General features: G+C 64.2%; 20 protein-coding genes. 9 read left to right on the top strand and 11 right to left on the bottom strand.

The features are described from left to right. Window positions 1-12 precede the first annotated feature (12 nt). A complete protein-coding gene (locus MQW23_RS00960; RefSeq protein WP_252105946.1) occupies window positions 13-2,115 on the top strand; it encodes an HAD-IIB family hydrolase in 2,103 nt (700 codons plus the stop codon). Continuing rightward, complete coding sequence (locus MQW23_RS00955; protein WP_252105945.1) at window positions 2,112-3,002, top strand: glycosyltransferase family 2 protein; 891 nt, start codon at window positions 2,112-2,114, stop codon at window positions 3,000-3,002. Before MQW23_RS00960 ends, MQW23_RS00955 begins: the two co-directional genes overlap by 4 nt. Before the next feature lie 17 nt (window positions 3,003-3,019). Here the strand turns inward: MQW23_RS00955 and MQW23_RS00950 are convergent, their stop codons facing one another. Continuing rightward, on the bottom strand, window positions 3,020-4,162 hold the full coding sequence (locus MQW23_RS00950) for a glycosyltransferase (RefSeq protein WP_252105944.1): 1,143 nt from the start codon (window positions 4,160-4,162) through the stop codon (window positions 3,020-3,022). Window positions 4,163-4,314: 152 nt separating this feature from the next. Between MQW23_RS00950 and MQW23_RS00945 the strand changes: the two genes are divergently transcribed. Next, the gene (locus tag MQW23_RS00945) at window positions 4,315-5,097 is read left to right on the top strand and encodes a sulfite exporter TauE/SafE family protein (RefSeq protein ID WP_252105943.1); all 783 of its coding nucleotides are present in this window, start codon (window positions 4,315-4,317) and stop codon (window positions 5,095-5,097) included. Between the two features lie 14 nt (window positions 5,098-5,111). Here MQW23_RS00945 and MQW23_RS00940 read toward each other — a convergent pair whose 3' ends face one another. The 6 genes from MQW23_RS00940 to MQW23_RS00915 form a co-directional block, all read right to left on the bottom strand. Next, a complete protein-coding gene (locus tag MQW23_RS00940; RefSeq protein ID WP_252105942.1) occupies window positions 5,112-7,361 on the bottom strand; it encodes an ATP-dependent DNA helicase in 2,250 nt (749 codons plus the stop codon). Continuing rightward, on the bottom strand, window positions 7,358-9,037 hold the full coding sequence (locus MQW23_RS00935; protein ID WP_252105941.1) for a VRR-NUC domain-containing protein: 1,680 nt from the start codon (window positions 9,035-9,037) through the stop codon (window positions 7,358-7,360). Before MQW23_RS00935 ends, MQW23_RS00940 begins: the two co-directional genes overlap by 4 nt. A 44-nt stretch (window positions 9,038-9,081) precedes the next feature. Next, complete coding sequence (locus tag MQW23_RS00930; RefSeq protein WP_252105940.1) at window positions 9,082-9,444, bottom strand: hypothetical protein; 363 nt, start codon at window positions 9,442-9,444, stop codon at window positions 9,082-9,084. Between the two features lie 91 nt (window positions 9,445-9,535). After that, window positions 9,536-10,561 (bottom strand): histone deacetylase family protein, encoded by a 1,026-nt coding sequence (locus MQW23_RS00925; protein WP_252105939.1) that lies wholly within the window; start codon window positions 10,559-10,561, stop codon window positions 9,536-9,538. Between the two features lie 19 nt (window positions 10,562-10,580). Beyond that, window positions 10,581-10,874, bottom strand: coding sequence for a GIY-YIG nuclease family protein (locus MQW23_RS00920; RefSeq protein WP_252105938.1), 294 nt, complete (start codon window positions 10,872-10,874; stop codon window positions 10,581-10,583). Further along, window positions 10,867-11,325: a YchJ family protein gene (locus MQW23_RS00915; RefSeq protein WP_252105937.1), complete on the bottom strand. Its 459-nt coding sequence runs from the start codon at window positions 11,323-11,325 to the stop codon at window positions 10,867-10,869. Before MQW23_RS00915 ends, MQW23_RS00920 begins: the two co-directional genes overlap by 8 nt. 146 nt (window positions 11,326-11,471) lie before the next feature. On the opposite strand from MQW23_RS00915, the gene MQW23_RS00910 reads away from it, so the two are divergent. After that, window positions 11,472-11,783 carry a hypothetical protein gene (locus MQW23_RS00910; protein WP_252105936.1) on the top strand — a complete coding sequence of 104 codons (312 nt, stop codon included), beginning with the start codon at window positions 11,472-11,474 and terminating at the stop codon, window positions 11,781-11,783. 220 nt (window positions 11,784-12,003) lie between these two features. Here the strand turns inward: MQW23_RS00910 and argE are convergent, their stop codons facing one another. Next, on the bottom strand, window positions 12,004-13,173 hold the full coding sequence (argE, locus tag MQW23_RS00905) for an acetylornithine deacetylase (protein ID WP_252105935.1): 1,170 nt from the start codon (window positions 13,171-13,173) through the stop codon (window positions 12,004-12,006). A gap of 203 nt (window positions 13,174-13,376) precedes the next feature. Between argE and ugpB the strand changes: the two genes are divergently transcribed. The 4 genes from ugpB to MQW23_RS00885 all read left to right on the top strand — a co-directional run bounded on the left by ugpB (window position 13,377) and on the right by MQW23_RS00885 (window position 17,645). Beyond that, window positions 13,377-14,705, top strand: coding sequence for a sn-glycerol-3-phosphate ABC transporter substrate-binding protein UgpB (gene ugpB, locus MQW23_RS00900; protein ID WP_252105934.1), 1,329 nt, complete (start codon window positions 13,377-13,379; stop codon window positions 14,703-14,705). A 133-nt stretch (window positions 14,706-14,838) separates the two neighbouring features. Continuing rightward, window positions 14,839-15,723 carry a sn-glycerol-3-phosphate ABC transporter permease UgpA gene (ugpA, locus tag MQW23_RS00895; RefSeq protein ID WP_252105933.1) on the top strand — a complete coding sequence of 295 codons (885 nt, stop codon included), beginning with the start codon at window positions 14,839-14,841 and terminating at the stop codon, window positions 15,721-15,723. Window positions 15,724-15,739: 16 nt separating this feature from the next. Continuing rightward, on the top strand, window positions 15,740-16,588 hold the full coding sequence (ugpE, locus tag MQW23_RS00890; protein WP_252105932.1) for a sn-glycerol-3-phosphate ABC transporter permease UgpE: 849 nt from the start codon (window positions 15,740-15,742) through the stop codon (window positions 16,586-16,588). A 1-nt stretch (window position 16,589) separates the two neighbouring features. After that, window positions 16,590-17,645: a sn-glycerol-3-phosphate import ATP-binding protein UgpC gene (locus MQW23_RS00885; protein ID WP_252105931.1), complete on the top strand. Its 1,056-nt coding sequence runs from the start codon at window positions 16,590-16,592 to the stop codon at window positions 17,643-17,645. Between the two features lie 33 nt (window positions 17,646-17,678). Here the strand turns inward: MQW23_RS00885 and MQW23_RS00880 are convergent, their stop codons facing one another. Then, window positions 17,679-19,310 (bottom strand): bifunctional metallophosphatase/5'-nucleotidase, encoded by a 1,632-nt coding sequence (locus MQW23_RS00880; protein ID WP_252105930.1) that lies wholly within the window; start codon window positions 19,308-19,310, stop codon window positions 17,679-17,681. A gap of 255 nt (window positions 19,311-19,565) precedes the next feature. On the opposite strand from MQW23_RS00880, the gene MQW23_RS00875 reads away from it, so the two are divergent. After that, window positions 19,566-20,645: an aldo/keto reductase gene (locus MQW23_RS00875; RefSeq protein WP_252105929.1), complete on the top strand. Its 1,080-nt coding sequence runs from the start codon at window positions 19,566-19,568 to the stop codon at window positions 20,643-20,645. A gap of 174 nt (window positions 20,646-20,819) precedes the next feature. Here MQW23_RS00875 and MQW23_RS00870 read toward each other — a convergent pair whose 3' ends face one another. Beyond that, window positions 20,820-21,824 (bottom strand): porin, encoded by a 1,005-nt coding sequence (locus tag MQW23_RS00870; RefSeq protein WP_252105928.1) that lies wholly within the window; start codon window positions 21,822-21,824, stop codon window positions 20,820-20,822. Between the two features lie 261 nt (window positions 21,825-22,085). Beyond that, window positions 22,086-22,553, bottom strand: a complete 468-nt coding sequence (locus MQW23_RS00865; protein ID WP_252105927.1) for an Lrp/AsnC family transcriptional regulator — start codon at window positions 22,551-22,553, stop codon at window positions 22,086-22,088. Window positions 22,554-22,565 lie beyond the last annotated feature (12 nt).

Genomic DNA, 22,565 nt, shown 5'->3' with positions numbered 1-22,565 from the left:
GGAATTCACGACATGCATATCGTACATATTGCCTTGCAGGGCTGCCTTCGCGGTCACGATGTCGAATACGGCATTACCGCAGACACCGGTGGGCACATTCGCTACCTGCTGGAACTGGTCGAAGCCTCGGCGCTGGATCCAGCCGTTACGCGACTAACGTTAGTCACCCGCGCCTTTCAATGCCAGTTTAGCGACATCGACTACGGCCCCGGCGCGGAGCAGGTCGGCCCTAACATCGAGCTGATTCGCCTGCCAAGTGCATGCCCCGACTATCTTTCCAAGGAGGCGCTCTGGCAGGAGCTGCCCTCCTTTACCGACGCCTTCGTTACCTGGCTCGATGCGCTGCCCCAAAAGCCCGCGATCCTTCACGCCCACTACGCCGACGCCGGCGAGGTCGCCGCCGAAGTGCAGGCGCGTCGCGGCATTGCGTTTGTATTCACCGCTCACTCGCTTGGGCGCAGCAAGCGAAAGTGCTTGGAGTACGAAGGCGAGACGCTTGACGATGAGACCCTGCAAGCGCTTTCGCGGCGTATCGCTTTTGAGGAGCGCGCGATTCGAGAGGCGACGCTGATTGTTGCAAGCTCCCGCGACGAGGCCGAAAACCAGTACGCCGACTACGACGGCTACGCGCCGGGCAACATCCGCGTGATCGCCCCGGGCAGCCACCTGGGCGATTTCGAAAGCGCCCGTTCGACCCCGGCGGTGGAGGCGATGCTCGCGCCCTTTCTGATCGACCCGGACAAGCCGGCGCTGATCGCCATCGCCCGGCCGGTCACGCGCAAGAATCTTGCCACCCTGGTGCGCGCCTTCGGCGACAACGCCGCGCTCAGGGAAAAGGCGAATTTGGTGATCGTCGCCGGCGTGCGCGATCACATCGACACCCTGGAGCCGGAGATCGCCGGCAACCTGCACGACCTGTTGACGCTGATCGACGATTTCGACCTGTACGGCCACGTCGCCTACCCCAAGCACCACGCCCCGGACGACATCAAAGCACTCTACGCCTGGGCCCGCGAGCGCGGCGGCATTTTCGTCAACCCGGCGCTCAACGAGCCCTTCGGGCTTACCCTGCTGGAAGCCGCCGCCGCGGGACTTCCGCTGATCGCCACCGACAGCGGCGGGCCAAACGATATCATCGAGCAGTGCGGCAACGGCGTGCTGGTCAACCCGCGCCGGGCCGAGGATATCGGCCGCGAGGCGCTGGCGCTGTTCAACGACCCGGCGCGCTGGCGCCAAATGGCGGACAACGGCCGCCAGGCGGTCAAGGCCTTCGACTGGCAGCGCCACACCGAGCGCTACCACGACCTGTTAACGCGCCTGACCGCACCGGCCGCGCGCCCGGCGCTCGACGCCATCGACGCGCTTTTGATCTGCGATATCGACAACACCCTGACCGGCTCGATCGCCGGCGTGAGCGCCTTCAACCGCTGGTTCGCGGGCCAGCCAACGCTCGGCTTTGGCGTTGCCACCGGGCGAAGCTTTCACAGCGCGCTCATGATCCTCGCCCAGGCGGGCATCCCTTACCCGCAGTTGATCATCTCCTCGGTGGGCACCGAGATCCACTACCTGGAAGCCAATGGCGTCACCTACCGCGAAGACACGACCTGGCGCGAGGCGATCGACCGCCACTGGCAGCGCGAGGCGCTGATCAAAGCACTCGAGGACGTCAAAGACCTCATGCCCCAAGGCCCGCTCGAGCAGCGCCGCCACAAGCTGAGCTTTTTAAGCGACGACAGCGCCGATATCGCCCAGCGCCTGACCCAACATCTGCAGCAGCAAGGGCTTCGCTGCACCGTGATCCACAGCCACGGCCGCTACGTCGATATCCTGCCCGAGGCCGCCTCCAAGGGGCGGGCGGTCGCCCACGTGCGCGCGCACCTGGGCGTCGACGAGGCGGCGCTTTATGTCGCCGGCGACTCCGGCAACGACCTGGACATGCTGCGCGCCTCCCCCTGTTCGATCCTGGTGGCCAACTACAGCGACGGCCTCGCCCAAGCGCCGGGCATGGGCCACGTCTACATCGCCCGCGCGCCCCATGCCCAGGGCGTGATCGAAGGCGTAAAGCACTTTCAAAGCCGCCCGCGGTTCAGGCCGCTCAGCGGTATCGCTTCATGAACGTTAGCATCTTGAACATTAGCGCCCTGACGCTGGTGCGCGGGCGCCGCGAGCATCTGATCAACCTGATGCTAAGTCTCGACGCCCAGACCCGCCCGCCGGACGAGCTGATCATCGCCTGGATGCAGCCAGAGGCGCACGCGCTCCTGCCCGAGGTCGGCTTTCCCGTGCGCCACGTGTTCGTCGAGGGCGAGGCGCTGCCGCTTGCCCGCGCCCGCAACGCCGCGGTCGAGGCGGCCTCCAATGAGGCCCTGGTGTTTCTCGACGTGGACTGCATCGCCTCGCCCACGCTCGTCGCGCGCTATCGCCAGGCGTTGGTGGAGCGCGCCGCGCTCTATATCGGCGAGGTGCACTACCTGGCCGCCGGCGCGGTGGTGCGCCGCCCAAACGGCGCGCTCGATTTTACGGCGCTTGCCGCCCGGGGCGAGCGCCACCCGGCGCGGCCAACTATCGACGAGCACGAGATACGCCCGGAGCCGGATCACGGCCATTTATGGGGGCTCTCGTTTGCACTGATGAAGGCGGATCACCTGCGCGCCGGCGGCATGGACGAAGGGTATGTGGGCTACGGCGGCGAGGAGACCGACTACGCCTGGCGGCTCGAAAGCGCCGGCGTGGCGCTTTACTGGGTCGGCGGGGCGATGGCCTGGCACCAGCACCACGCCGTATACGCGCCGCCCTGGCCGCATTTCGAGGCGATCATCGACAACGCCCGGCGCTTTCACGCCCGCTGGGGGCGCTGGTGCATGGAGTACTGGCTGAACCAGTTTCGTGAGGCCGGCGCGATTCGCTGGTCGCCCGATGCGTCTGACATCGACGTGGTGCGCTACCCAAGCGTCGATGATATCGAGCGCGCGCGCCTGCCCGAAAGTGCGCGCTTTGGCTAGCGCGGGCTAAACGCGCGTCAGGCGCGAACCCGTTCGAGCGTCGGCACCGTCGGTGCGCCTTCCCAGAGCCGGTCAACGCACGCCTCCAGCCACTCGGCGGCGCGGCGGGCGGCGGTTTCGTCAAACAGCGGAGCAAGGCGCTCGACGTCTAGGCCCCTCGCCTTTGCGAGCACCGCCTGCCAGCCAGCGAAATCGCCGGGCCATACCGGCATGTTCACCGCCGCGCCCAGCGCCGCCAGCCGCTCGGCCTTGCGCACCTGCTCGCCGAAGTAGCGCCACTCTGGGGCCACTATGTAAGGCCGCCTGAGCATCGCGATTTCATGCACCGTGTTGTCGCCGGCGGAGGCGAGCACGATGTCGCTGGCGGCGAGATACTCCACCACGTTCTCGACCCAGCCGACGTTGATCAAATTGGCGAAGTCGGTTTCATGCCCTTCCAGGTGCAGCGGGCCGATGGTGATAAAGAGTGTTTCCGGCGCGGCGCGGGCGGCCACGGTGAGCGGCGCGTAGGGCGTGCCCGCCCCGCCGCCGCCGGTCAACGCAACGACGATCTCGCGGTCCGGGTCGAGCCCTAGCCGCGCGCGCGCCTCTTCGCGGCTGGGTACGCGGGCCGTGGTAGTACACAGGCCGCCGCTGTAAAAGGTTTTCGCGCGCAGGTGCGCGGGGTAATCGGCCTGTTCCAGGCGCTCATCGAACGGCGCGAGCATGGCCACGCTCGCCTCGTAAGCGCCCAAATGGCCCGGGTCGTTACGGTCGCCGTGCATACGAATACTCACCGCCGGGACGCTGGCAATGCGCGATAAAAGCGCCAGCTCGGCGGAGACGTCGATGACGAACAGCCCCGCATCGATGTCATCGAGATGATCGAGCACGGCCCGCATGGTCTGGCGCATTTCGACCACGCCCATCGGCACGCAGTGCATCACCGACGGCGTCGGCTGCTCGTAAAGCGCTTGGGTCGGCACCGCGGCGCCGATCATGTCCGGCAGCGCCACCACGTCGATGTCGCGCTCGAAGCCGTCGAACAGGCTGGGGTCGGCGGTCAGGACGCTGACCGGGCGATCAAGCGCGAAGTGGCGGATGATCGCCATGGCGCGGCGGGCGTGACCGCGCCCCTGATGGTGCACGAAAAAGCTGATCGGTTTTTTCGATGTTGGCATGGGGAAACACGTTCCGTTGTGTTGAAAGAGTGCTTGGGAGTGCCGCTTGGGGGCCATTTCCTGGTAGGCTTGAATTCAGCATAGCCGCCGCCGGGGAAAAAGGACCCGGCGGCGGCGCTCTTTAACGTTTGTTCGATCAGGGAAGCCGACGAATGGCGGATCTTTTGTGGTACCAGTACGCGCTCATCGGGCTGATTTTTGCCTGGAGCGGCTTCGTGCGTACGAGCCTGGGCTTTGGCGGCGCGGTGCTCGCCCTGCCGTTTCTGCTGCTGGTGCATAACGACCCGCTGGTGTTTCTGCCGATCATCGCCATTCATCTTTTGATCTTCTCGAGCTGGATCGCCTGGCAAGGCAATCGCCAGATCAAGGCGGACACAAAGAGCGCCGTTCAAAGCAACATCGACTGGCGCTATCTCAAAAAGGCGCTGAAGATCATGATCGTGCCGAAGCTGGTCGGCGTGGTCGGGCTTTTGACGCTGCCCCCCATGATCATGACCAATATCATCTTCGCCATCGTGCTCATCTACGCCATCGGTTACGTGCTGAACAAACCGTTCAAGAGCCAGCACCGCTACGTCGATGTCGTGCTGCTGGGCCTGGGCGGCTACGTCAGCGGCACCTCGCTGATCGGGGCGCCCTTGATCGTGGCCGTATTCGCCGCCCACGTGGCGAAGGAGCAGCTGCGCGATACCATGTTCGTGCTCTGGTTCATCCTCGTGGTGATCAAGATGGTGTCGTTCATCGTCGCCGGCGTCGATCTTCAGCTCATTCACCAGCTCTGGCTTCTGCCCTGCGCCTTTGCCGGCCACCTGCTCGGCCAGCGCGCCCACCGCTACCTGCAAAAGGCTGACACGGTGCTCTTCTTTCGCGTGCTGGGGGTGGTGCTGATTGCGGTCAGCGTGATGGGGCTGGCGTTCTCGGCGCTGGCGACGTGAGCTTTGTGCCGAGACTACAGCGCCCACCAGCTCGGTAGCAGCCCGCGCACGGCGCTCTGGTCGAAGCGGTCGTCCATCAGCACCACCACGCCTTCATCGTCGGGGCCGCGGATCACTCGGCCGGCGGCCTGTACCACCTTGATCATGCCGGGAATGCGGTAGGTGTAGGCCTCGCCTTCGCCGAAGCGCTCGTGCAGGCGCGCCTTCAGCGCTTCGTTGTAGGCGTTGAACGGGGGTAGGCCAAGCGTTGCGATAAATGCGCCGATCAGCCGGTCGCCGGGCAAATCCACGCCTTCGCCGAAGGCGCCGCCCAGCACCGCAAAGCCCACGCCGCGCCCGCCGGGAGTGAAGCGTGCCAGAAACGCTTCGCGCGCGTCTTCCGCCATGCCGCGGGTCTGGGCAAAGGCGGGAATTTCCGGCCAGTCGCGGGTAAAGCGCTCGAACACCGCGTCGAGATAGGCGAAGCTGCTGAAAAACGCCAGATAGTGGCCGGGCATCTCCCGATACTGCTCGGCGATGGTGGCAACGATGGGCGTAACAGAGGCTTCCCGGTCGCGGTAGCGCGTCGAGATGTGGCGCGCGAGCCTGACGCTGAGCTGGTGCGCGGCGAAAGGTGAGTCGATCTCGCGCCAGACGCTGTCCAAAGGCAGGCCCAGCAGGTCGCGGTAGTAGCGCGGCGGCGTGAGCGTCGCGGAAAAGAGCACCAGGCTCTGGGCGCGCTCGATGCGCGGGGCGAGAAAGTCTGCCGGAATGACGTTGCGAATGCCGAGCACCGCGCGCCCGCGCCCCAGACGGGTGACGTCGCAAAGCGAGTGCTTACCAAAGGACTCCGCCAACCGGCAAAACCCCAGCGCCTCGAACAGAAGCTCCTGAAGCGCGAGGCTTGCCGCCTCCGGGTGCTCGCCCAGATACTCGGTGATGGCGCTTGCCACCTTGTAGAGCGCGCCGACGAGCTTGCCGGGCAGCTCCTCCAGCAGCCGATAGCGCTCAGTCACGGCCTCACCGCCGTCTGACAGCGCCTTCCACTGGCGACCCAACTGGTCCAGCGGCTTTTTCAGCGCCGCCGGAGCGCCCTTTTTCGCCTGGTTGAAGCGCTGTTGCGACACCTCGGCGCTGTACATGCCCCGGGCGCGCTCGACCAGATTGTGCGCTTCGTCAACCAGTACCCCCACTCGCCAGTCGCCCGCCGCCGCCAGGCCGTGGAGCAGCGCGTGGGTGTCGAACCAGTGGTTCACATCGCCCACCACCACATCTGCCCAGCGCGCCATCTCCTGGCCCAGATAATAGGGGCAGACGTCGTGTGCAAGCGCTACCTGCCTGAGCCCTTCGCGGTCGAGAAAGCCGCGCTCGACGCAGGCCGCGCGCGCCTCTGGTAAGCGATCATAAAAGCCCGCCGCCAGCGGGCACGCTTCGCCGTGGCAAGCGCGCTCCGGGAACTCGCAGGCCTTGGTGCGCGCGACCAGTTCGACCACGCGAAGCGGCGTTGCGCCTGCGCCCTGTAGGGTCTGAAGGGCGTCCAGCGCCAGCCGCCGGCCGGGGGTTTTCATGGTCAGAAACGCCACCCGGTCCAAGCGCTTTCGCGGCATGGCGGTGAGCATGGGAAAGAGCGTGGCCAGCGTCTTACCGATGCCGGTAGGCGCCTGGGCGAGCAGGCAGCGCTCGGTGCTCACTGCCTTGAACACATTTTCGGCCAGCGCGCGCTGGCCCGGGCGAAAGTTCGCGTGGGGAAAGGTAAGCGCGCCCAGGCGTTCGTCTCGAACCTCGACGTGGGCGGCTTCCTGCTTCGCCCAAGCGAGAAAGCGCCGGCACTGATCACGAAAGAACGTCTGGAGCTCAAAGGCGTCGAATTCCTGGCTCAGCCGGGTCTCACGCTGGCTACTGATCTCGAAATACACCAGCGCCAGTGTCACCCGGGAAAGCTCACGCTCGGCGCACAAAAGCGCCCCGTACACCTTCACCTGGGCCCAATGCAGCGCGCGCTGGTTGTCCGCCATGCGCGAAAGATCGCCGCGGTGAGTCTTCACCTCTTCCAGGCAGTTGGCGTTCGGGTCATAGCCGTCCGCCCGGCCGGACACGCGCAGGCCTTCGACGGTGGCGGCAAGTGGAAGCTCGGCAATGTAGCCCTCGCCGCGGCGGCTTGCGACCAGCGTATGGCCGGCGATGCCCTCCTGGGCGCTGGGCGCCGGGGTGAAGCGGTAGTCGAGATCGCCCCGGCGCGCGGTGAATTCACAAAGCGCGCGCGCCGCGACCCTGTACTCGCTCAAGAGGTGGCCTGCCAGCGCACGTGGCACACCTCGACGGGGATACCGTGGCGCTCGAAATGGGCGAGCCAGCGGCGCTGGTTATCCTGCAGCCGGTCGCCGGGCCCTTTCACCTCGATCATGCGATAGCGTACGTCGCCTTCGGCCTCGGGGAAGAACTGGATCAAATCGGGAAAACCCGCCCGATTGTGCTTGAGATCCTCCAGCAGCCGCTCGAACAGCGCGCGCAGATGGTGGCCGGGAATACACGCCAGCGCCGTTTCCAGCAGCGTCTCGTCGAGCGCCGGCCAGTGGATGAACGCCGAGGCGGTGCCGTGCTTGTCGGCGAAAACGTCGCGAATGCCTTGAACGTGGCGGCCATCGTCCAGGCGCGCCAAGCAGGCGTCGATCTCCTCGCGGCGCGCCTCGACGAAGTCCTCGCGGTAAAGATCCGCCGGGGCGCTGTGAAACGGGTGGAAGAAGGCGCCGGGCAGCGGCTTAAAGAGCGCCGGCCACAGCAGCAGACCAAAAAGCCCGGTGATCAGGCTGTTCTCGACATAAAACACCGGCGCCCTAGGCGTGGCCAGGTGCTCGGCCACCGCGCGCTCGACGGGCCGCGGTCCCAAAAGCGTCAGGGTTTTTATGGCCACCGAGGCATCCTGCCCGCGCTTGACCGGCGGGCCGCCCAAGCGTCTTTCCAGCCGCGGAATCAGGCGCTCCAGCGCTTGGCGCTCGCTTTCGCGCGGGCCGTCTTCGAGCGCGGCGCGGGCGAGCTCCAACGCGCGGCGGTCTTCGCCGCGCCGCTCCAGCAGGCGAAGCTGTCGAATGCGGGCGTCGCTGCCGGTGGCCGCCTGATAAAGCGTGAGTGAAAGCGCCTCGTCGCCGCCGCGCTCGGCCTCGCGGCCCATGCTCACCAGCAGCCGGCTTCGTCGGGCACCAAGCCAGCGGCTGTCGCCGGCCTCCGGCACCTCTTCGAAAAGCGCGGCCGGCGGCTCGCCGTCACTCAGGCGCTCGCGCAGCCGGTGAAGGTGTAAATAGGTGGTGACCTCGTCGCGGTGGGCAAACGCGCGGGCGTCGGGCGAGAGCGCCACCGGCTCGAAGCGCTGCCGGCCAAGCTCGGTGAGCACGAACTCCGCCCAGTCCTGGCGCAAGTTGCCAAAGAACATCAGCCGCAGCCGGTCGCAGGTTTCCATGACGCTTAGACGCACCAGCGTATCCGGTGCCTCCGGCCACCACTCGCTCAAGGGCTTGACCGCCGAAAGCGTTGGCACGAGGTGCTCCAGCAGCGCTTTTTTGGCCGGCGAGGCGCCCAGGCCCGCGGCGCGGATCTCAAACGCCAGGGCCTTTTTGAGCTCGACCAAACGCAGGTGATGGCAAAGCTCGGCGGCGGTGAGCGCCGGATCGAACTCGACCAGTCCGGCCTCCACCAGCGGCGCCAACGCCTGATGGGTGTCACCAATTTCGCCATAGACGAGCTTGCCGGTTCTAAAGAGTTCGCCCTTGCGCATCACCATGCGCGCCAGCAGCGCCTGAGAGGGTTGCGGCAGCGTCTCGAAAGCGCTCAGAAATACGCGTTCGGGTTCGCCCAGCAGATCGTGGTGGCAATCGTTCACCCACGCGAGCACATAACGAAAGTTCGTCAGGTAGTAGAGGGGATCATCCAGGGAGGCCGTGGCGGGCACGGAGAGGGCACTGTTCATTCATCCATTGTAGCAGCGCGCCGGCGGCGTCGTTAAGCGCTCGCTTAGCCGACCTTGTGCTGCAGCAGCGCCTCGATGGCCTCGGCGGAGGCGCTTTCGTCTTGAGCCGGTACGGCAGGAGCCGGGGCAGCCGCGCGGGGCTTTTTGCCGCTGACCAGCACGTACCACTCGGTTTCGGTTAGATAGTGCTGGCACCAGCGGCTGAGGCTATCGGCGACGGCGTCGCTCGAGCCCTGTTCACCGCGAAAGGTTTGGGCCAGGCACAGCAGATCCTGGCGGGCGGTACGAGCCCGCGCCGTGCCGCCGTGCACTTTGGAAAGCGGGCAGCGCCGGTCGAAGGCAGCATTGACCAGGGCGTTGAGCCAGCGCTCCACCTCGTGTGCCTGAATGCCGCCATACACTGCCACGCGTTAACTCCTTGCCACCAAACGGGCTGAAAAGGGCGCTAGACTGCCCGAATTGGCGCGCGCTGTCATCCATCGCGCCGCGTTTCGAGGCTTATGACTCGAAACCCTGCAGTACGCTTACCACATTGGCCCCGATGTCGTCCACCGCGTAGCCCCCTTCCATCAATAAAACGCAGGGCAGCCCCGCCTGGGCCAAGCGCTTGCCAAGCGCTGCGAAGTCGTCGCGCTTGAAGGTGAAGGTGCTGATGGGGTCGTTCTCGAAGATATCTACCCCGAGCGAGACGACCAACAGCTCGCACTCGGCGCGAATGATCCTTGCAAGCGCGTCGTCGAGCGCCGTCATCCAGGTGCTGACCGCCGTGCCCGGCGCCATCGGGTAGTTGGCGGTAAAGCCCTCGCCCTCGCCTTCGCCGGTTTCGTCCGCGTAGCCCGAGTAGTAGGGAAAGGTGACGTCCGGGTCGCCGTGCAGCGAGGCGAAAAAGACGTCCGAGCGGCGATAGAAGATCTGCTGGGTGCCGTTGCCGTGGTGGAAGTCGACATCGAGCACCGCCACGCGCTGATGGCCGTTATCCAGCGCGCGCTGGGCAGCGATGGCGGCGTTGTTGAAAAAGCAATAGCCGCCGAACTGATCCGTCGCCGCGTGGTGGCCCGGCGGACGGCACAGCCCAAAGCTCGGCTCACCGGTTTCAAGGGTGTATTCCAGCGCCGCCAGCGCCGTGTCCTTGCTGGCAAGCGCGGCCTCGAAAGTGCCTTCGCACAGCGAGGTTTCCGCGGCCAGGGCGTAGTAGCCAAGCTGGCCTTCCAGCGAGCGGGGGATACGGTCGGCGCGCAGCGTGCGCGCTGGCCAGATGCTGGGGATGGCCTCTCCCGGGTGACCTTCGGCCTGCCAGCGCGGCCAGAAGTGGGTGATGAAGTCGATATAGCCCGCGTCGTGTACCGCCTCCACCGGCGCCAGGCCGTACTCGCCGGGCGTCTGCACCTCGAGCCCGGCGCGCGCGAGCGCCTCGAGTACGATCTCCATGCGTCGGGGCGTCTCATAGGGCGCTACCAGCGTGCTGCCGTGAAGCTCGGTGGCCGCCTGGCGGCGAAAGCTCTGATCGGAGAAAAACGTCTTCATGGCGGTGGCTCCTTGAAAGTCATGGGCAGTCGTCGGGCGCGCAGCAGGGCCAGCGGGCCGCCCAGCGGCGCTTCTCGGTGGGCGTTTGCTGCTTCAGGCGGTACTCGGCGCGGCTGGCCTCGGCGCGGCTCTCAAACGGCTGAGCGCCCAGCAGCGCCTGGGGCGGGTTGGCGCGGGTATAGCGCGCCCCCTTGCCCTGGCAGTGGGCCCGGTAGCGTTTGGTTAGGTCGTTGGTGATGCCGGCGTAGGTGCCGCGCCGGCACTCCAGCAGGTAAAGATACCACGGCGCCCGTGCGCCTTCGCCGTTAGCCACCGCAGCACGCCTTGAGTTTGCGCCCGCTCCCACACGGGCAACGCTCGTTGCGCCCGGGCTTGAGTGTCTCGAGGCGAGGGTCGCCGTCGACGTAGTACCAGCGCCCGGCCTCGAATACGAAGCGCGAGACCTCCTCCAGCACGTGCCAGCCGCCTTCCCAAAAGAACGCCTTGAAGTGAACGGTGCCCTGCTCGCCTTCAGGTGTGGGCGCGCACTCGATAGAAAGGCGCTTCCACTGCGTGGCCGGGTCCGGCGCAAGCGTTTTAGGCCGGGTGCTGGAGTGCCAGGTGGCTTTCAGATAATCGACAAGATCGAGTGCGAAGGCGCTATAGCGCGAGCGCATCAGCGCTTCGGGCGTGGGGGCGGCCACGCCCTGGTGGTAGACGCCGCAGCACGTTTGGTACACAGCGCCACTGCCACAGGGGCAGGGTGTCATCAAACTGGAAGTCATAACGGTGGCCCCATTAACGCAGGTGCATCGGGCCTTTTTCCTGTATCGGTCGCGGTCAATGTGGGTATAGTAGCAGAGTCACATTGCCAAAAAGACGGAGTACGACACACGACCCAACTATCTTTCCAGACGCAGCGGAGGTTCGCATGAAGGTATACAGACCGGAATGGCAGTGCACGTTTAGCGTAAACGAGGGCGCGGTAGACGCGGCCCGATGGAAAGAACGACTTGCCTGGCGACTGCGGCGCTTCGCCGACCGCCTTCAGGGCGGAGGCCGTACGGTCAGAATCGACTGTCACGTAACGCCGGCCATTAGCCTCGCCGAGGTGGATACCTGCCTGATGAAAGGCTTCGAAGTCACCCAGGGTCTGATTACCCAGCTTGCCCATCAGCAGGCCTGCGAGGAGGTCATGCGCGACGCCAAGGCAGAGCTTTTCGAAGAGCACTCCTCGCCCTGACAGAAACGTTTGGCGATACCCAAAACACCCGCTCATGGCGGGTGTTTTCGTTGGTGGCCCATGGCCAATCCACCTTGTCAGCCGTGCCGGGCAGCCCGTAACGAGGGTCTTTCGCCAAGGATGGCGAAAGTAGCGTACAGGGAGGTATTCACAGCGCCCTCGTGTAGGGCTGCCCGGCACAGCACCGGCCTGTCTGCCTCCCCATCAAAACCACTTTCATCTACCCCTCGAATGGCGCCTCTAACGCCTGCCCCATTCTGGTCATGAATTCGACGCACGCCTCAAGCTCGCTTTTCTCGATGTACTCGTCGGGCTGGTGGGCCTGGGCGATGCTGCCGGGGCCGAGGATGATCGTTTGAAGCCCCTGGCCCTGGAACTGCCCGGCCTCGGTGGCGTAGGCCACCGCGTGGTTACAGCACTCATCGGGCAGGTGATCCTTGGCCAAACGCAGCACGGCGGCGTTGTCGCGATCGGCAAGTCCCGGCACGGTGACGTTGAGCGCCTCGGTGTCGATCACAACCTGCTTGCCGCGCGCGGCGAGCTCTGCCTTGAGCGAATCGGCGTACTGCGTGAACCGGGCAAACACCTCGTCGAAAGTCTCGGTCGGCAGGTGGCGGATCTCCCACTCGAAGGTGCATTCGCGAGCCATGATGTTGATCGCCGTGCCGCCCTTTATTCTGCCCACGTGCAGGCTGGTGTGGGGTACGTTGAAGGCGTCGTCCACCCGGCCCTCTTCCACCAGTGCCGCCATGGTGTCCTCGATGAAACTCACCAGCCGCGCGGCCACGTGGATCGCCGAGGTGCCCTGACTGACCTGACTGCTGTGCGCCTCGACCCCGGTCACGGTGGTGCGCAGGTTGGTCGCGCCTTTTTGTGCAACCACCGGCTGCATCAGGGTCGGCTCACCGACGATGACATGGGCGGTGGTGGAGTAGTGCTCGTAAAAGCGCTTGATCAGGTCCGGCGCGCCGACGCAGCCGATCTCCTCGTCATAAGAGAAGCCAAAGTAGATGGGCTGAGCAAGCGGTGCTTTTACCCACGCGGGCACCATGGCCAGCGCGCAGGCGATAAAGCCCTTCATGTCACAGCTTCCGCGACCGTAAAGCCGGCCGTCGCCGCCGTCGTGAAGCGTGAACGGATCCGTCGACCAAGGCTGGCCCTCGACCGGCACTACGTCGGTATGGCCCGACAGCATCACCCCACCCGGCGCGTCCGGGCCGATGCGCGCGATCAGATTCGCCTTGGTATAACAGGGGCTCATCACCCGCTCGGAGGCGACGCCGTACTCGGCCAGATAACCTTCGACGAATTCGATCAGCGCCAGGTTGGAGCCGCGGGAGGTGGTATCAAAGGCGATGAGTTGGGAAAGAAGCGATTCTGCATTCGTCATGACGTGTCTCGGGTTAAGCGCGTTGCCCCACCCTAGCACTGCCCACCGCGCTCGCCTACTGCCAAAGTGGCATGAGCCTTGAACCTTTGTCCGGTTATCGTTCATCAATTTGTCATATAGACTCACTACTGTTCAGTGCACCCCACAAGCTCAATAAACGTACTGCGCCGCCCGGCCCTGCCCGGGCCTACAAGGAGTGATGTATGTCTCGTTTCACGTTACGCGCGTTATCCGTCGGTATCGCCGCGGCCACCCTGAGCATGTCCGCCCAGGCCGCCACCGAGATCACATGGTGGCACTCCATGGGCGGCGAGCTCGGCGAGCGCCTAAGCGCGCTGGCCGAGGACTTCAACGCCACACAGGATGAGTACCAGGTCACGCCCTCCTACCGGGGCGAGTACGAAGCGACCATGGTCAACACCATCGCCGCCTTCCGCGCCGGCGAACAGCCGCACCTGGTACAGATCTATGAAGTCGGCACCGGCACCATGATGGCCGCCCAGGGCGCCATCTACCCCGTCTTCGAGCTGATGGAAGCGCACGGCAACGACTTCGATGCGGACAACTATCTGCCCGTGGTGACCGGCTACTACACCGACACCGACGGCAACATGCTCTCGATGCCGTTCAACTCCTCGACGCCGATCCTCTACTACAACAAGGACGCCTTCGAGGCCGCCGGACTCGATCCGGAAACCCCGCCGACCACTTGGGCGGAAATGGGCGAGATGGGTCAACAGATCGTCGACGAAGGCGCGGCATCGTGTGGTTTCACCATGGCTTACGCGGCCAACTGGATCGGCCTCGAGAACTTCTCGGCGCTGCACAACCAGCCGATCGGCACCAAAGAGAACGGCTTTGGCGGCATGGACACCGAGTTCGTCTTCAACGGCGAGGTGCAGGCGCGCTTCTGGGACCAGCTGAAGGAGTGGAGCGACAGCGGCGTCTACAGCTACGCCGGCCCCGCCAACGGCCCGGACGCTGCGCCCTCGTTCTACGCCGGCGACTGCGCGATGTACATGAACTCCTCGGCCTCGCGCGCCGACGTGCTGGCCAACTCCGATTTCGAAGTCGGTTTCGGCATGCTGCCCTATTACGATGACGTCGAGGGCGCCCCGCAGAACTCGATCATCGGCGGCGCGACGCTGTGGGTGCTCTCCGGTCATGAAGACGACGAGTACGCCGGCGTCGCGGAGTTTTTGGAGTACCTGTCGCTTCCTGAAGTACAGGCCGAGTGGCACCAGGGCACCGGCTATCTGCCGATCACCACCGCCGCTTATGAGCTGAGCCAGGAGCAGGGCTACTACGAGGAGAACCCGGGTGCGGATCTCGCCATCGAGCAGATCAACCTGAACGAGCCCACCGAGAACTCCAAAGGCCTGCGCTTTGGCAACTACCCGCAGGTGCGCATGGTGCTCGACGAAGAGTTCCAGGCGGTGCTGGCGGGCGACAAGACCGGCCAGGAAGCGCTGGATGACGCGGTAGAGCGCGGCAACCAGATCCTGCGCGATTTCGAGTCGGCCAATAACTAACGCTTGATCGTCTCACGAACCCCGGCCCTTACGCCGGGGTTCGTCGTGAGAGCCTTCCCCTGGGCCTGCCTTTCACTTTCAAGGTGGGGCTCACGGGACGGCTTTTCCGGGCGCTCGTAATACAGGATTCATCATGCAGACCAAACGCTCCACCTATCAGAACCGGTGGCTTCCCTACTGCCTGTTGGCGCCGCAGCTCATTATCACGCTGGTGTTCTTCATCTGGCCGGCGAGCCAGGCGGTGAAGTCGAGCTTCGAGCGCACCGACGCCTTCGGCTTCAAGACCACCTTCGTGGGCCTTTCGAACTACGCACGCATTCTGAGTGATCCAAGCTACTTGAACGCTCTGGGGCGCACGGCGATCTTTGCCGTCTCGGTCACGGTGCTCTCCATGGGGTTGGCGCTGTTGCTGGCGGTGTGTGTCAACCGGGTGCTGAGAAGCGCGAAGTTCTACACCACGCTGCTGGTCTGGCCCTACGCGGTGGCGCCGGTGGTGGCCGGGGTGCTGTGGTGGTTTCTGTTCAACCCGACCATTGGGCTTCTGCCCCACGTGCTCGACTGGTTCGACATTAACTGGAATCACCGGGTCTCCGGCAGCCAGGCGATGATACTGATCACCATCGCGGCGGCTTGGAAGCAGATCTCCTACAACTTCCTGTTCTTTCTGGCCGGGCTTCAGTCGGTGCCCAAATCGCTGATCGAGGCTGCCGCCATCGACGGCGCCACGCCCTTCAAGCGCTTTTGGAGCATCGTCTTTCCGCTGCTGTCGCCGACCACCTTCTTTTTGCTGATCATCAACATCAACTACGTGATGTTCGACACCTTCGGGGTGATCGACGCCACCACCGGCGGCGGGCCGGGCCAGGCGACCATGACGCTGGTCTACAAGGTCTATACCGACGGCGTGGCGGGGCTCAACATTGGCTCGTCGTCGGCCCAGTCGGTGCTGTTGATGGGCATCGTGATTCTTCTGACCTTCATCCAGTTCCGTTACGTGGAACGCCGGGTCAACTACTAGCGCAAAGGTCTTAACAATGGTCGAAAACAGACCCTTCCTGAATATTCTGACCCACGCGGTGTTGATTCTCGGCGTGCTGGTCGTGGCGTTTCCGGTGTACGTGGCGTTCATCGCCTCGACCCACGAACCCGGCGCCTTCGTGCGCGGGGTGCTGCCGCTCACGCCCGGCGACAATCTGTGGGACACCTACTCACAGATGCTCGGCTCCGGCTGGCAGGTCGCCGGCGCCCCGCCGCTTTGGCTGATGCTGAGCAACTCGACGATCATGGCGCTGACGATTGCCATCGGCAAGATCGCGATCTCGATTCTCTCGGCGTTCGCCATCGTCTACTTTCGCTTTCGCTTTCGCCTGCTGGCGTTCTGGATCATCTTCATCACGCTGATGCTGCCGGTGGAGGTACGCATCATCCCCACCTACGCGGTGGTCGCAAATCTTGGCATGCTCAACTCTTACGCCGGGCTGACGCTGCCGCTGATCGCCTCGGCCACGGCGACGTTTCTGTTTCGCCAGTTCTTCATGACCGTGCCCGAGGAGCTGATGGAGGCGAGCCGTGTCGACGGCGCCGGGCCGATGAAGTTCTTCAAGGACATTCTGCTGCCGGTATCGATCACCAATATCGCCGCGCTGTTCGTGATCATGTTCATCTACGGCTGGGTGCAGTACCTGTGGCCGCTGCTGGTCACCACCGACGAGGATTTCTATACCGTCGTGCTGGGGATCAAACGCCTGATGGCCTCGTCCGATCGGGTACCGGCGTGGAATTTGATCATGGCCACCGTGATGCTGGCCATGGTGCCGCCGGTGATGGTGGTGCTGTTGATGCAGAAACTGTTCGTGAAAGGCCTGACCGAGACGGAGAAATAGCATGGCCAGTATCACCCTGGAAGGAATCAAGAAGACCTACGCCGGCGGCGTGCAGGCCGTCAAAGGCATCGACCTTGCCATCGAAGACGGCGAGTTCGTGGTGCTGGTGGGTCCGTCGGGCTGCGGTAAATCCACGCTTTTACGCATGGTAGCGGGGCTCGAGACGATTTCTGAAGGCACACTCAAGATCGGTGACCGGGTGGTCAACAAGCTAGAGCCCGCCGAACGCGACATCGCCATGGTGTTTCAAAACTACGCGCTCTACCCGCACATGACGGTGTACAACAACCTCGCCTACGGGCTGAAAAACCGCGGCTTCAAAAAGCCCGCGATCGAGGAGCGGGTGCGCAAGGCCGCGAAGATGCTCGAGATAGAGGAGTACCTTCAGCGCAAGCCGCGCAACCTCTCCGGCGGCCAGCGCCAGCGGGTGGCCATGGGCCGGGCACTGGTGCGTGAGCCGGCGGCGTTTTTGTTCGACGAGCCGCTATCGAATCTGGACGCCAAGCTACGCGTACAGATGCGCGTCGAGATCAAACAGTTACAGCGCCGACTCAAGACCACCAGCCTCTACGTCACCCACGACCAGCTGGAAGCCATGACCCTGGGCGACCGGCTGGTCGTTTTGAACGCCGGAAAGATCGAACAGGTGGGCACGCCGATGGAGATCTTCAATCGCCCGGCGAGCATGTTCGTGGCCGGCTTCATCGGCTCGCCGGCGATGAACATGCTGCCCGTCGAGTATCTGGCCACGCGAAGCGCCGACAACCTGCTCGACGACCTGCCCGCCGGCACCGATATCGTCGGCATCCGCCCGGACGACATGCACCTGAGTGCGCCCAGCGCCCCGCACCTGGTGGTCGATTCCACCCTGGAGCTTTTCGAGGCCGCCGGTGCCGAAAGCCACCTGTACGTGCGCTTGGCGGGCAGCGAGCAGCCCACGGTGATCCGCACCGGCGGCGGAGAGCCACCGGTAAACGAGGGCGAGACGCTGCGCTTTTATATCGCCCGCAGCGCTCTACACCCGTTCAACCGTGAAAGCGGTCAGCGCACCGGCTGACGAGCAAGTAAGCGCTTACTCGCTCACTCACTCTCACTCCCCTGCCACATCGACGATGCGCCCTTCCACTCGGGGCGCGATCTCACCCTGCTCCACCAGGTAGTCGCGCAGCATTTCCCAGTCGGTATTGCCGACGATGTGGCTACGATCATCCTCATGCGCGCCTTCAAGCGCGGTGTGGCTATCGCCACCGGCGGCGGTGAAGTTGTTGGTGGCGACCACGTAGGTGCGCGCCGGGTCGATATCGGTGAGCGCGCCGTTCTCGGTCACCTTCAGGCTCACCACGCGCTCGCCGGCAGGCTCGGAGCTGTCATACACCACCTCGGTGCCCTGGGAGATTTGCAAAAACGCACCGCTCTCCTCCGGAGCGCCGGCCAGAGCGATCTCGAAAGTGTCCAAAAGCTCGGCGCCGGTCAGGTCCATCAGCGTCAGGCGATTGCCGAAGGGCTGCACGGCGATCAGCTCACCCACGGTCACGGGGCCTTGTGGAATCGGCTCGCGCACGCCGCCGCCGTTTTGCAACGCCAGCACGGTCTCCGGGTTCACCCGGCGCGCGGCGGCAAGCTGGCCATCCGCGATTAGGTTACCCAGCGCGGTTTCATTGGCACGCACGCTCTGTTCGTCGCCGTTTCCGTGGCGTGGGTTGGGCAAGGTCTCGTCGAGCGTGACGCCCACCTCGGCGTCGCGCAGCTCCTCGATTTGAGCGGTATAAGGCGCGAGCATCGCGTCGGCATCCGGGTCCGGCTCGAAGTCCTCTGCCGCCAGCAGCTCGCCGCTGGCCTCCGTCACCACGCCGTCATCATCGAAGGTGACCTGCATCACGCCCAGGTACTGGCCGTACTCGTTCGCCTGACCGATGACCGTAGGCGCTTTCACCTCGCCCCGGTCGTTCTCGGCCACGGTCACGGGCGACTCGAGCCGGGTGTGACTGTGCCCGCCGATGATCACGTCGATCCCCTCGACGTGCTGGGCGAGCAGCCGGTCGTTGCCCACCGCCGGGTCGCTGTCATACCCCAGATGCGTTAGCGCGACGACCTTGTTCACGCCCTGGGTTTCGAACGCCTCGACCATCGCCTCGGCCGCCGCGCGGTAGTCGCCAATAGTGACGTTACCCGGGCTCGAGACGCTCTCGCTCGACTGAGTGCTCAGCCCGAACACGCCAATGCGCTCACCGCCCTGCTCGAGGATCACGCCGTCATAAAGATGCCCCGGCTGCGGCTCGGCGCTGATCGATTCACCCAGCAGCTCGCTAAACTCCGGCGCGCCGGTGAAGTTAAGGTTGGCACCCAGAATGGGAAACTCCGCGGCCTCGAACAGCGCCGCCAGCGCCTGGTGGCCGTTTTCCGGGTCGTTCAGGTCGAACTCGTGGTTGCCGGGAACGAAGGCGTCCACTCCCATCGCATTCATGAACTCGACGGCGTCCAGCCCCTTGAACGCGTTGAAGTAGAGCGTGCCGGAGAAAATATCGCCGGCGTCGAGCAACAGCCCTTCGCCGTACTCGCTGCGCGCCTGCTCCAGGGCGCTGACCAGCTGCGGGTACTGGTCGGTGCGCCCGTGCAGGTCGTTGGTGTGGTAGATCGTCAGCGTAAAGGGGGCGGCCAGGGCAGCGGGCGCCAGCGCAAGCAGGACGACGCCAGCGGGTAACGCAGTGCGGGAAACGAGCATGCCAACTCCTTGTAAGGTTGTAGGTGTTTTCATTGGAAGCGTTTATCGATGTTGTCTTGAAGTCGCCTTGACCAGTAATAACACTTTTATGAGCCCTCTTGTCGACACGCTGTCGAGCGTTTATCGAGCGATGCTCTGGCCGCCAACGCGGTCATCGAACCAGGCATCACCTTGACAACGCCCGCGCATCTCCCAGGCTTACGGCTTGGCCTCACGGTAGAGGCTCACACTTTCGTTCAACAAGGATGCTGCGAAATGAAATATCGCCCGTTGGGAAACTCCGGCCTGCTGGTGTCGGAAATCGTGCTTGGTACCGTGCCCTTTGGCGGCAGCGGCGGCTTCGAGAAGGCGGCGAGCGTCGATGTCGCCGGCGCCAAACGTCAGATCGACCTGGCCCTCGATGCCGGTGTGAACATGATCGATACCGCCGATCTCTACTCAATGGGCGAGACCGAGGAGATCGTCGGCAAGGCGCTGGGCGACAAGCGCCAGGACGTTATCCTCGCCTCCAAGGCGCGAAGCCCGCTAGGGGATAACCCCAATCACAGCGGCTTTTCGCGCTATCACCTGATTCAGGCCTGCGAGGCGAGTTTGAAGCGCCTGGGGACTGACCACATCGACCTTTACCAGATCCACAACTGGGACGGCGTAACGCCGGTCGAGGAGATGCTCTACGCGCTGGATCATCTGATTCAGAGCGGCAAGATCCGCTACCACGGCACCTCGAACTTCACCGGCTGGCAGATGATGAAGACCCTCGGTAAGGCCGAGCTCAACCGCGTGCCCGGCCCAATCAGCCAGCAGATCTACTACACGCCGGAATCCCGCGAGGCGGAGTATGAGCTGATGCCGCTGGCCATCGACCAGAACGTCGGCACGCTGGTGTGGGGGCCGCTGGGCGAGGGGCTGTTCAACGGCAAGGTGCGCCGCGGCCAGAAGGCACCGGAAGGTACCCGCCAGGGCAACGGCTGGCCGGAGCCCTACGTCCACGACATGGAGCGCGCCTACGACATCATCGAGCTGCTCGCCGAGATCAGCCAATCGCATAACGCCTCGATTCCGCGCACGTGCCTGGCCTGGCTGAAGGACCGCCCCGGCGTGACCTCCTTGATCGTCGGCGCGCGCAGCGAAGAGCACCTGAAGGACGACCTGGCCGCCGCCGAAATGACGCTGACGCAGGAGGAGATCGAGCGCATTGAGGCGGCGACCCGCCCGGCGCCGCAGTACCCCTACTGGCACCGCGTGGTCGCCAACATGGATAGAATCGACAAGGCCGAGCAGCCGTTTATCGACGGCTATCGAAAGACCATCGATCAGCGCGACGACGAGCGCTGAGCCAAAAAGGCCGGTACGAACGTCTCGTACCGGCCAAAAGGATCGATCAGCGCAGTGCCAGCAAGACCGGCACGCTACCTCGCGTGAAAACGCCCGGCGGGCGACGCAGTACGGCTCGGAGACGGCGCTGGATGGCGCCGTCGTTAAAAGAGCCGTCTCTGGTTTAAACGCAGGTTAGAAGTAGTAGCGGGCGCCCAGGGCGTAGTAGAGGTCCTCGTCGTCGACATTGCCGAGCGAATCGCGGTCGCCGTCGTAGAGCTCGGCGAAGAGGTCGAAATTGTCGGTCAGGTTGTGCAGCGTGCCCAGCGCCCAGGCATTGCGCGTGTCGTCGACATCGTCGGAATCGATATGGTAGACATCGCCGTAGAAGGCGGTCGCACCGACGGCGTAGGTGGCCCCGAGGCCGTAGCGGTCGAACCCACCGCCGTAAACATCGCTATCGTCGCGGGTTTCGAAGCCTGCGCGCAGTTGGAACTCTTCAGTCGCATCGAACGCCGCCGTGGCGCCGAAACGCATCTGGTTGTTGCCGCCACCGCGAACGTCGTCATCCACGAAGCCCAACGCTAGGCCCAGGGGGCCTGCCTGATAGCCGATGCCGCCTTGAGACGAGAAGCCGCTGCCTACATCGGTTTGCTCGTCGACGGTCAGGCCGCGCTCAGAAAAGTGCTTGACCGCGAGTACGGCCTGGAAGCCGTTGATATCCGGCGACTGGTAGCCGATGGAGTCGCCGCGGGCTTGCAGGCCGCCGCCAGCGAACTCATAGCCTTCGGCGACGTAAACATCGAAGACGCCCATGACGAAGTTGTCGTAGAAGCTGTCGAAGTTACCCGCGGTAAACGTACCGAAGGTGTCGCTCTCGATACCGATGTAGCTCTTGCGTACTTCCTTGAAGCCGGGGCGGCTGCGCTCGTCACCGTTGAAGCGCCACTCCAGGCGGCCAAAGGCGGTCAAGTCGCGGGTGATTTGCTGGCTCAGCTTGAAGCCAAGGCGCGAGCTGTAATCACGAAACTCCGCGCCGTTGTCCACGCCGTCACCTACACCACCGCCTTCGAACCCCATGGCGATGCGGCCGTACAGATCGACCTTCGTTCCGTCTTCGTCGTAAACCGTGGCGGCCTGGGCGGTGGCGCCTGCGAACAAACCACCCAGCGTCAGGGCCAGTAGCGTTTTCTTAAACATGAAGGTTCCCATTGCAGTGAGCAGCCGTCGTGCTGCCTGATCTTTTAAAAATAAGCGCGTGGCCAGCGCAGTGAATCCGCCACTCGATCAACGGCCTGTCCCTTGGCGATGGAAACCCTAACCAGGTTTTATGACATAAATCTTAACGTTTCATGGATGAGAGAATAAAAATCAAAATTATCTAATATGTTATTTTTTTAATACGAATTAAATATTTAACGCGTAAGGCGTGTCTTGCACGCTGTTGCGTGTCGGCCATGTTCAGTACATGACCTTGAGCGGGCCGGCTTCCTTGAAGCACTCCAGCGCCACCTGAGTGGCCACGTCGCGCACCCCCGGAATCGGGCTCACCACCGACGACAGAAAGTGGGAAAGCTCGGCGAGATCCGCCACCTTCACCTTGAGGATGAAATCATGGCTACCGGTGGTCGAGTGGCAATCGATCACTTCGTCGCAGGCCAGCAGCGAGGCGATCGTCTCACGCGGTGCTTCCAGCCGTGACTTCTCCATCGATACCGTGATGAACGCCGTCACCATGAGCCCCAGCGCCTGTGGCGCCAGCCGCAAGGCGTGGCCCTGAATGATCCCGTTCGCCTCCAGCCGGGCAATGCGTCGCGAGCACTGGCTGGGGGAGAGGTTGACGCGCTCGGCCAGCTCCGTCAGCGTCTGGCGGGGCGCACGCTGCAGAGTGTGCAGCAAACGGCGATCGAAGGCGTCCAGTGCATACATTTTGCATATCTC

The organism is Halomonas sp. S3-1-1, from assembly GCF_023757625.1.
Lineage (GTDB): Bacteria > Pseudomonadota > Gammaproteobacteria > Pseudomonadales > Halomonadaceae > Vreelandella.
This window is presented reverse-complemented; position numbering and strand designations above follow the sequence as displayed.